Below are 7,939 nucleotides of genomic sequence, written 5' to 3'. Positions count from 1 at the left end.
GGCGTGGCCCGCCCGAGGGTGGGCGCCGCATTGGGGCGCGGCGGGCGACGCCCGGAACGCACCGCGGCCACCGCGTCGGCGAACGGGCCGCCGGAGCGGTAGCGCATCCCCGGGTTCTTCACCAGGGTGATCTCGATCAGCTCGCGGACGTTTGGCGGCAGATCCGCCGGGAGCGGGGCAGGCGCCTCCTTGATGTGCTTCATCGCAACGGTCAGCGCGCCGTCGCCGGTGAACGGCCGCTTGCCCGAAACCGCCTCGTAGCCAACGACGCCCAGTGAGTAGACATCGCTGGAAGCGGTCGCGTCATGCCCCAGTGCCTGTTCGGGCGCGATGTACTGCGCGGTGCCCATCACCATGCCGGTCTGGGTCACCGGCGCGGCGTCGACCGCCTTGGCGATGCCGAAGTCGGTGAGCTTCACCTGGCCGGTCGGCGTGATCAGGATGTTGCCCGGCTTGACGTCGCGATGCACCAGCCCAGCCGTGTGGGCGACCTGCAGGGCACGGCCGGTCTGTTCGAGCATGTCCAGCGCGTGCCGCAGCGAGAGCCGTCCCGTGCGCTTGAGCACCGAGTTGAGCGGCTCGCCGTTGACGAGCTCCATCACCAGGTACGCGGTGCGGCCTTCGCCGTCCATATCGGTCTCGCCGTAGTCGTAGACGCTGGCGATGCCGGGATGGTTGAGCATGGCGACGGTGCGCGCCTCGGCGCGGAAGCGCTCCACGAACTCCGGATCGGAGGAGAACTCGGCTTTCAGCACCTTCACCGCCACCCGGCGACCCAGGCGCGAGTCGAGGGCCTCCCACACCTGGCCCATGCCCCCGGTGGCGATCAACCGCTGCAGGCGGTAGCGGCCGGACAGCGTGACTCCGACGCGGGGACTCATGCCTCGACTCCCACTCGCTCCGGTCCTCGCTCGTCCCTCGCTGCGATCCTCACTCGTGCTCGTCTTCGGGGACTCATGATCCCTCCCGCAATGCCGCGGCGATGGCGGCCCGGCCGATGGGCGCGGCGAGCGCACCTCCGGTGGCCGAGAGTCGATCGCCGCCATTCTCTACCAGCACGGCAACCGCAACCTTGGGTGCGCGGGCCGGCGCGAACGCGATGTACCAGGCGTGCGGTGGCGTGTTGCGCGGGTCCGCTCCATGCTCCGCGGTGCCTGTCTTGGATGCGATCTGCACGCCGGCGATGGCTCCCTTCTGCTGCGTCACCTGCTCGGCGTCGACCATCAGATCCGTTAGTGTATCCGCGACCTGCGAGGAGACGGCACGCCGCTGTTCACCGGGGACGGTCGTGGCGATATTGGACAGGTCGGGCCCCTTCAGGCTATCGACCAGATACGGCTGCATCGTTACCCCTTCGTTCGCGATGGTGGCGGCCACCAGCGCGTTCTGCAGCGGTGTGAGTGCGACATCTTTCTGCCCGATGCTCGACATCCCCAAGGCGGCGGCGTCACTGATCGGGCCAACGGTGGACTCGACGACCTGCAGCGGAATCGGCGGCGGACTGGTGTCCAGGCCGAAAGCCTGCGCAGTGGACTTCAACGCGTCGGCACCCGTGTCGATGCCGAGCTGGACGAATGCGGTGTTGCAGGACTTCGCGAACGCTTCCCGCAGCGGGGCGGTGGGACCGCCGCCGCAGGGTGTACCGCCGAAGTTCTCCAGCGTTGCGGTGCTGTCCGGCAACGGAATTCGTGCGGCCGCGGGCAGCTGGGTGTTCGGCGTGGCACCGTTTTGCAGCGCCGCGGCGGTGGTGATGACCTTAAATGTCGAGCCGGGCGGATAGGTTTCCGAGATCGCCCGGTTGAGCAGCGGCGAACTGGGATTGTCCCGCAGCTGCTGCCAGGCGGTGGACTGCTCTTCGACGTCGTGGCTCGCCAGCAGATTGGGGTCGTAGGACGGCGCCGACACCAGCGCCAGTACCTTGCCGGTGGACGGCTCCAACGCCACCACCGCGCCCTTGCACGGCCCGTTGCAACCGTCCTCCATCGCGTCCCACGCCGCCTGCTGCACTTGAGGATTGATGGTGGTCGCCACGTTGCCGCCGCGTGGATCGCGCCCGGTGAAGAAGTCGGCAAGCCGACGGCCGAACAGCCGCTCATCGGAGCCGTTGAGGATGGTGTCCTCGGCCTGCTCCAACCCGGTGCTCGAGTAGCGCAGCGAATAGAAGCCGGTGACTGGGGCGTAGGTAAACGGATTGGGGTAGACGCGCAAGAACCGGAACCGGCCGCTGGTCGACACCGAGTACGCCAGCAGCTGGCCGCCGGCCGAGATCTGGCCCCGCTGGCGCGAATACTCGTCCAGCAGGACGCGCTGATTGCGGGGATCTGACCGCAGCCCGTCGGCGGTGAAGACCTGCGTCATCGTGGCGTTGAGCAGCAACAGCACGATCAACGCCATGATCATGACGGAGATGCGACGCAGGGAGGTATTCATACGCGCTCGATTACCTCGGTGCTCGCCGCGGCGATCGGCGAAGTGTTCGGCGGCCGGGTCACGATCGGTCGACGGGCGGCGTGCGAAATACGGACCAGGATCGCCAGCAGCACATAGTTGGCCAGCAGCGACGAGCCGCCGTAGGACATCCACGGTGTGGTCAGCCCGGTCAGCGGGATCAGCTTGGTCACCCCGCCCACCACGATGAACAACTGAATCGCCAGGGTGGACGCCAGCCCCGCCGCCAGCAGCTTGCCGAAGCTGTCCCGCACGGCGATCGCGGTGCGCAGGCCGCGGATGATGACGATCGTGTACAGCATCAGCACGCCGGCCAGGCCGACCAGCCCGAGTTCCTCACCGATTGCGGCAATGATGAAGTCGGTCGCCGCCTCCGGCACCGCGCCGGGTTGCCCGTTGCCGAGGCCGGTGCCGAAGATGCCACCGGTGGCGAAGCTGAACAGCGACTGCACAATTTGGTAGCCGGCCCCGTCGGGGTCGGCGAACGGGTCGATCCAGGTCTGCACCCGGGTCTGGACGTGATCGAAAACGTAATACGCCGCAACGCTTCCCGCGGCGAACAAGGTCAAACCGATGACGACCCAACTGAACCGCTCGGTGGCCACGTACACCATCACCAGGAACGAGGCGTAGAGCAACAGCGATGTGCCGAGGTCCTTTTCGAAGATCATCACGCCCACCGAGATGATCCAGGCGGCCAGCAGCGGCGCAAGGTCGCGGGGGCGGGGCAGGTCCATGCCGAGGAAATGCTTGCCGACGCTGGTGAACAGATTGCGCTTGGCCACCAACACCGCGGCGAAGAAGATGAGCAACAAGATCTTGGAGAACTCGGCCGGCTGAATGGAGAAACCGGGCAGTTCGATCCAGATCTTGGCGCCGTTCTGCTCCGAAATCGACCTGGGCAGCACGGCCGGAATGGCCAGCAGTATCAGGCCGGCCAGACCGCAGATGTAGCCGTAGCGTGCGAGGATCCGATGGTCCCGCAGGAAGATCACCACCAGTGAGAACGCCGCCACTCCAACCAGGGTCCACAGCATCTGCTGATTGGCGCTCGGGCTGCGCATTCCTCCCGAGGTGAGTACACCTTCGGCGAGGTCCAAACGGTGAATCATGACCAGGCCCAAGCCATTCAGCAGCGCCACAACCGGCAGCAGCAGCGGGTCGGCGAATGGGGCGAAGCGCCGGATGGCAAGGTGTGCGCCGGAGAACAGCGCCACGTAAGCGACGGTGTAGGACGCCAGATCCCAGCGCAGCCCCTGGTCTTGATTGGCTTCCACGATGAGCAGTGCCAGCGTGGTGATCAGCGCGGCAAAGCCCAGCAACAACAGTTCGGAGTTGCGCCGATTGGGCAACGGCGGCAACACAGTGACGGGCGGCTGCGGCTGAGTCGTCATGACACCATCCGGCAGTCCTTGCCCGGCTCGGAGGGCGGCGGCGGCAGGGCGGTAGCGGTGGGCGAGGGCGGCGGTGGCGGCGCCGTGACAGTGGCGGGCGTTTCCGGCGCCGGGCCGGGACCCGGTGGGCGTGGATTGTCGGGAGGATTATCCGGGGGACCGGGCGGTTCCGGGGGCGGCGGCGGCGGTGCAGTGGTGGTGGGCGGGGTCGAGGTAGTGGGGGTGCGCGGTGCACACGGCGGCAGCACCGAAGTGCGCGCCAGCTCCTCGATCTGGGCGATGGCATTGTCCAGACTGCCCGAGGGCAAGCCGGCGATCACCTGCGCCCGCTCCGAGGGCCGCATGTCGTCGACGCCCAGCATCCGGCAAGCGAGATTGTCACGGGATTGCCCGTAGCTGATGAGCGACAACTCATTTCGCGCGTTCAAGCACCCCAGTAGATATGGCTGCTGAAGTTCGATGCCGAGAAAGGAGCCCTGAACACCTCGCATGATCGACACCGTGCCGGCGTGCTCGCTGACGTAGTAATTACTGCGCACAATCTCCCGGCCGATCGCCAGCCCGGCCAGCACGACGAGCACCAATAGCGCCGCCGCGATGAGCATTCGGCGCCGCGAGCGTGGCTGCTGCACCAGCTCTTCCAGTTGCGGCACAACGCGTTTGGCCTCGTTCCGGCGCGGATTGAACGCCGATGCGCGTCCCGCGGCGGTGTCGGGTGGGGCGAGGTCGTCGTCACCGGACACCGCGCCGGCAAGAATGGGTTGGGTCTGGCCGTAGTCGTAGTCGATGACGTCGGCGACGACGACCGTGACGTTGTCCGGCCCGCCACCCCGCAACGCCAGCTCGATCAGGCGGTCGGCACTCTCGGCCACATCCTGAAGCTGTAGCGCTTCCAAGATGGTTTCGTGGCTGACCGGGTCGGAGAGGCCGTCCGAGCACAGCAGGTAACGGTCACCGGCCCGCGCCTCCCGCACGACCAGCGTCGGCTCTACCTCGTGGCCGGTGAGCGCCCGCATGATCAACGAACGCTGCGGATGGCTGTGCGCCTCCTCGGCGGTGATGCGGCCCTCGTCGACCAGTGTCTGCACGAAGGTGTCGTCCTTGGTGATCTGCGTGAGGTCGCCGTCACGGAGCAGATAGCCACGGGAGTCACCGATGTGCACAAGCCCAAGCCTGTTGCCGGCGAACAGGATTGCGGTCAGTGTGGTACCCATACCTTCGAGATCGGGGTCCGCCTCGACGTGCGCTGCAATCGCCGAGTTGCCATCCCGGGCGGCGGCGTCGAGCTTGGAGAGCAGGTCGCCACCGGGCTCGTCGTCGTCCAGGTGCGCCAGCGCGGCGATCACCAGCTGGGACGCCACCTCACCGGCCGCGTGCCCGCCCATCCCGTCGGCCAGCGCAAGCAGGCGGGCGCCCGCATACACCGAATCCTCGTTGTTGGCCCGGACCAGGCCGCGGTCGCTGCGCGCGGCGTAACGAAGCACGAGCGTCATTGCGCTCTACCCCTACCCTGCGGGTGGGAGGTGCCCCCACGCGGGCGCGCTGTCACGGGCGCAGCTCGATTACCGTCTTGCCGATTCGAACCGGCGTGCCCAGCGGAACCCGTACTGCCGTAGTCACCTTCGCCCTGTCAAGGTATGTGCCGTTGGTCGATCCTAGGTCCTCGACATACCATTCCGAACCTCGCTGAGACAGCCTGGCGTGCCGCGTGGACGCGTAATCGTCGGTGAGTACCAGCGTGGAGTCGTCGGCCCGGCCGATCAGCACCGGCTGGCTGCCCAACGTGATGCGGGTACCGGCCAGCGCGCCGTCGGTCACCACCAGGAAGCGGGCGACGTGGCGGCGCTGTCGTGACGGCAGAAGTGAGCCGCGCAGCGCCAGGCCGCGCCGGACCATGACCGCACCGGTCGGCGCGTAGATGTCCGTCCGCAGGATCCGCAACACCGACCAGATGAACAGCCATAACAGCAGCAGGAATCCGACGCGCGTCAGTTGCAGTACTAATCCCTGCATCTGACGTCCTCTCCGGGCAGTCCAGCGACCATCGGCAACGTCACGATACTTGGACGGGAAGCGGCGTGAGGGTGAAGCCGACAGCTTCTCCCTCGGGCTCTGACCGGCCGAGACCTCAGTGAACCCGGACGATGATCTCGGAGTGCCCGAGCCGGATCACATCGCCGTCGGCCAACTGCCACTCCTGCACCGGCGCATTGTTCACCGTCGTGCCGTTGGTGGAGTTGAGGTCCGACAACAACGCAACCTGCCCGTCCCACCGGATCTCCAGATGCCGGCGGGACACACCGGTGTCGGGAAGCCGGAACTGGGCGTCCTGGCCGCGGCCGATCACATTGGCGCCCTCGCGCAACTGGTAAGTCCGGCCACTGCCGTCGTCGAGCTGCAGCGTGACGGCGGCACCACCGGCCGGGTAGTCGCCCGGCCCGTAGCCGCCATAACCGGCCGGCTGACCGGCAGTGGGTCCGTACTCGTAGTCGGCGCCGGCGGGCTCGGCGTAACCGGGTTCGGCGTATCCACCGCCGGCCGGCGGCTCGCCGTAGCGGCCGTAGTCGGGTTGCGCGTACTCCTGGCGACCGTAGGGCTGGCCGTATCCCTGATCCGGATAGCCGCCACCCTGGTCCGGATAGCCCGGGCGCGGTTCGGGGCGGTACTCGTCCTGGCGGGGTGGGGCGGGCGGACGGCCGTAGTCGCCGCCGTAGCCGGGCTGGCCGCCGGGCGGCGGGCCGTAACCGCCGGGTGCCTGGCGGTAGCCCTGGTCGGGTGCACCACCTGGCGGGGGGCCGTAGCCGGCCGGCGGGCGCTGCTCATACTGCGGCGGGTAACCCTGGTCGGGGTAGCCGCCCTGATCCGGGTAGCCGCCCTGGTCGGGGTAGCCACCCTGGTCGGGGTAGCCCTGACGGGGTGGATAGCCCGGCTCGGCCGGCGGCGGGTAGCCGCGCTGGTCTGGCGGATACTGGCCGCGGGGATCCGGGGCGCCTTCGCGGGGATCTTCGGGCGGCGGTCCGTAACGCTCGTCGTAGTACTCGTCGGCGGGCCGCCCCTGTCCCTGGCCTCCGCGGTGACTCGGATTGTCAGTCATCTGTTGTACTCCTGGTTCTGCGGTGTACGCACGGTCTCGTAGTGCTGGGGCGGGTTCGCCGGTGGCCGAGTCAGGGTTGACCGCACCACGAGCGCGAAACTGTCCGGTGTGCAGGGTCGCGGACTGCTCAAAACTGACGACCACATCACCATACGTTTGCCATCCCTGCTCATGGATGTATCCCTCCAAGTGCTTGGCGAAAGTGGCCGATGTGATGTCTGGGTCAGCGCTCACCTTCTGGTAGTCGGGCACACTGAGGGTAATGACGTAATCGTTGGGGGCCAAAATCCGGCCGCCGGCCAACTCGCCGGCCCCGGCCTGGGCTTCCCGGTGCAGCATGGCCTCTACTTCTTGGGGCACGATCGATCCGCCGAACACCCGGGCGAAGGCATCGCCCACGGTCGACTCGAGTTTGCGCTCGATGCGGTCAACCAGACCCATCTCACCGCCCCCTCGCTCGCCGTAGTCCGCCGTTCCTGTTCACGCCATCACTCACCCGCGTGTCGGGTGGCCGCACCGGGTATCTGCATGGTATCGGCCCAGCGCTGCGCTGCGGGACCAACAGAACTCTGAGAATCAATTCGATGCAGGTCAGCGAGCCGCCGGAGACGGTTCTGGCGGTTGCTGGCGGGTCCGCGAGAGCGATCGGTACGGTTGAGGAGCAGGGCGGCGTGCGTGATAGGCTCCCCCGGTTGTTGGGGCGAGTGGCGGAATGGCAGACGCGCTGGCTTCAGGTGCCAGTGTCCTTCGGGACGTGGGGGTTCAAGTCCCCCTTCGCCCACCATCTCCTTCGCTGAACCACCCCTATCCGGCGCGCCGGAAGACGTACGACGACGCCGTGATGGCCCTGTCGCCGGCGCCCTCGTCGTGAATCACCGCGCGGACGGCCAGCGTTCCCTGCGCGCCGGCAAACGGCCGCACTGCTACCCGGAACGGACCCACCTTCCCGCGGGCAAGAAACATCACGTGCGAGGAAACGCCTTGGAGTTGGTCGGTTCCGGCC

The 7,939-nt window shown here is 67.6% G+C and carries 6 protein-coding genes, 1 tRNA gene and 1 pseudogene; 1 reads left to right on the top strand and 7 read right to left on the bottom strand.

Annotation, left to right across the window (positions count from 1 at the left end; all coding sequences use genetic code 11):
* The 6 genes from ACRDU5_RS20885 to ACRDU5_RS20860 form a co-directional block, all read right to left on the bottom strand.
* Positions 1–881: serine/threonine-protein kinase (locus ACRDU5_RS20885; RefSeq protein WP_526616835.1), on the bottom strand; the 881-nt coding region annotated here is incomplete at its 3' end.
* A gap of 73 nt (positions 882–954) precedes the next feature.
* Entirely contained in the window at positions 955–2,430 is a 1,476-nt protein-coding gene (pbpA, locus tag ACRDU5_RS20880) for a D,D-transpeptidase PbpA (RefSeq protein WP_526616834.1), read from the bottom strand.
* Positions 2,427–3,842, bottom strand: a complete 1,416-nt coding sequence (gene rodA / locus ACRDU5_RS20875; protein WP_526616832.1) for a peptidoglycan glycosyltransferase RodA — start codon at positions 3,840–3,842, stop codon at positions 2,427–2,429. Before rodA ends, pbpA begins: the two co-directional genes overlap by 4 nt.
* Positions 3,839–5,335, bottom strand: coding sequence for a PP2C family protein-serine/threonine phosphatase (locus ACRDU5_RS20870; RefSeq protein WP_526616831.1), 1,497 nt, complete (start codon positions 5,333–5,335; stop codon positions 3,839–3,841). The genes rodA and ACRDU5_RS20870 overlap by 4 nt, the downstream gene beginning before the upstream one ends.
* Before the next feature lie 52 nt (positions 5,336–5,387).
* Complete coding sequence (locus ACRDU5_RS20865; RefSeq protein ID WP_526616829.1) at positions 5,388–5,855, bottom strand: FHA domain-containing protein FhaB/FipA; 468 nt, start codon at positions 5,853–5,855, stop codon at positions 5,388–5,390.
* A 115-nt stretch (positions 5,856–5,970) separates the two neighbouring features.
* Positions 5,971–7,377, bottom strand: a complete 1,407-nt coding sequence (locus ACRDU5_RS20860) for an FHA domain-containing protein (protein ID WP_526616828.1) — start codon at positions 7,375–7,377, stop codon at positions 5,971–5,973.
* A 257-nt stretch (positions 7,378–7,634) separates the two neighbouring features.
* On the opposite strand from ACRDU5_RS20860, the gene ACRDU5_RS20855 reads away from it, so the two are divergent.
* Positions 7,635–7,720: transfer RNA gene (locus ACRDU5_RS20855), tRNA-Leu, on the top strand.
* A 20-nt stretch (positions 7,721–7,740) separates the two neighbouring features.
* Here the strand turns inward: ACRDU5_RS20855 and ACRDU5_RS20850 are convergent.
* Positions 7,741–7,939, bottom strand: a pseudogene (locus tag ACRDU5_RS20850) (hypothetical protein); the annotation flags it as partial.

Source organism: Mycobacterium sp. (assembly GCF_050701515.1).
Lineage (GTDB): Bacteria > Actinomycetota > Actinomycetes > Mycobacteriales > Mycobacteriaceae > Mycobacterium.
The sequence above is the reverse complement of the archived record's forward strand: the minus strand, read 5'-3'. Positions and strand labels throughout refer to the sequence as shown.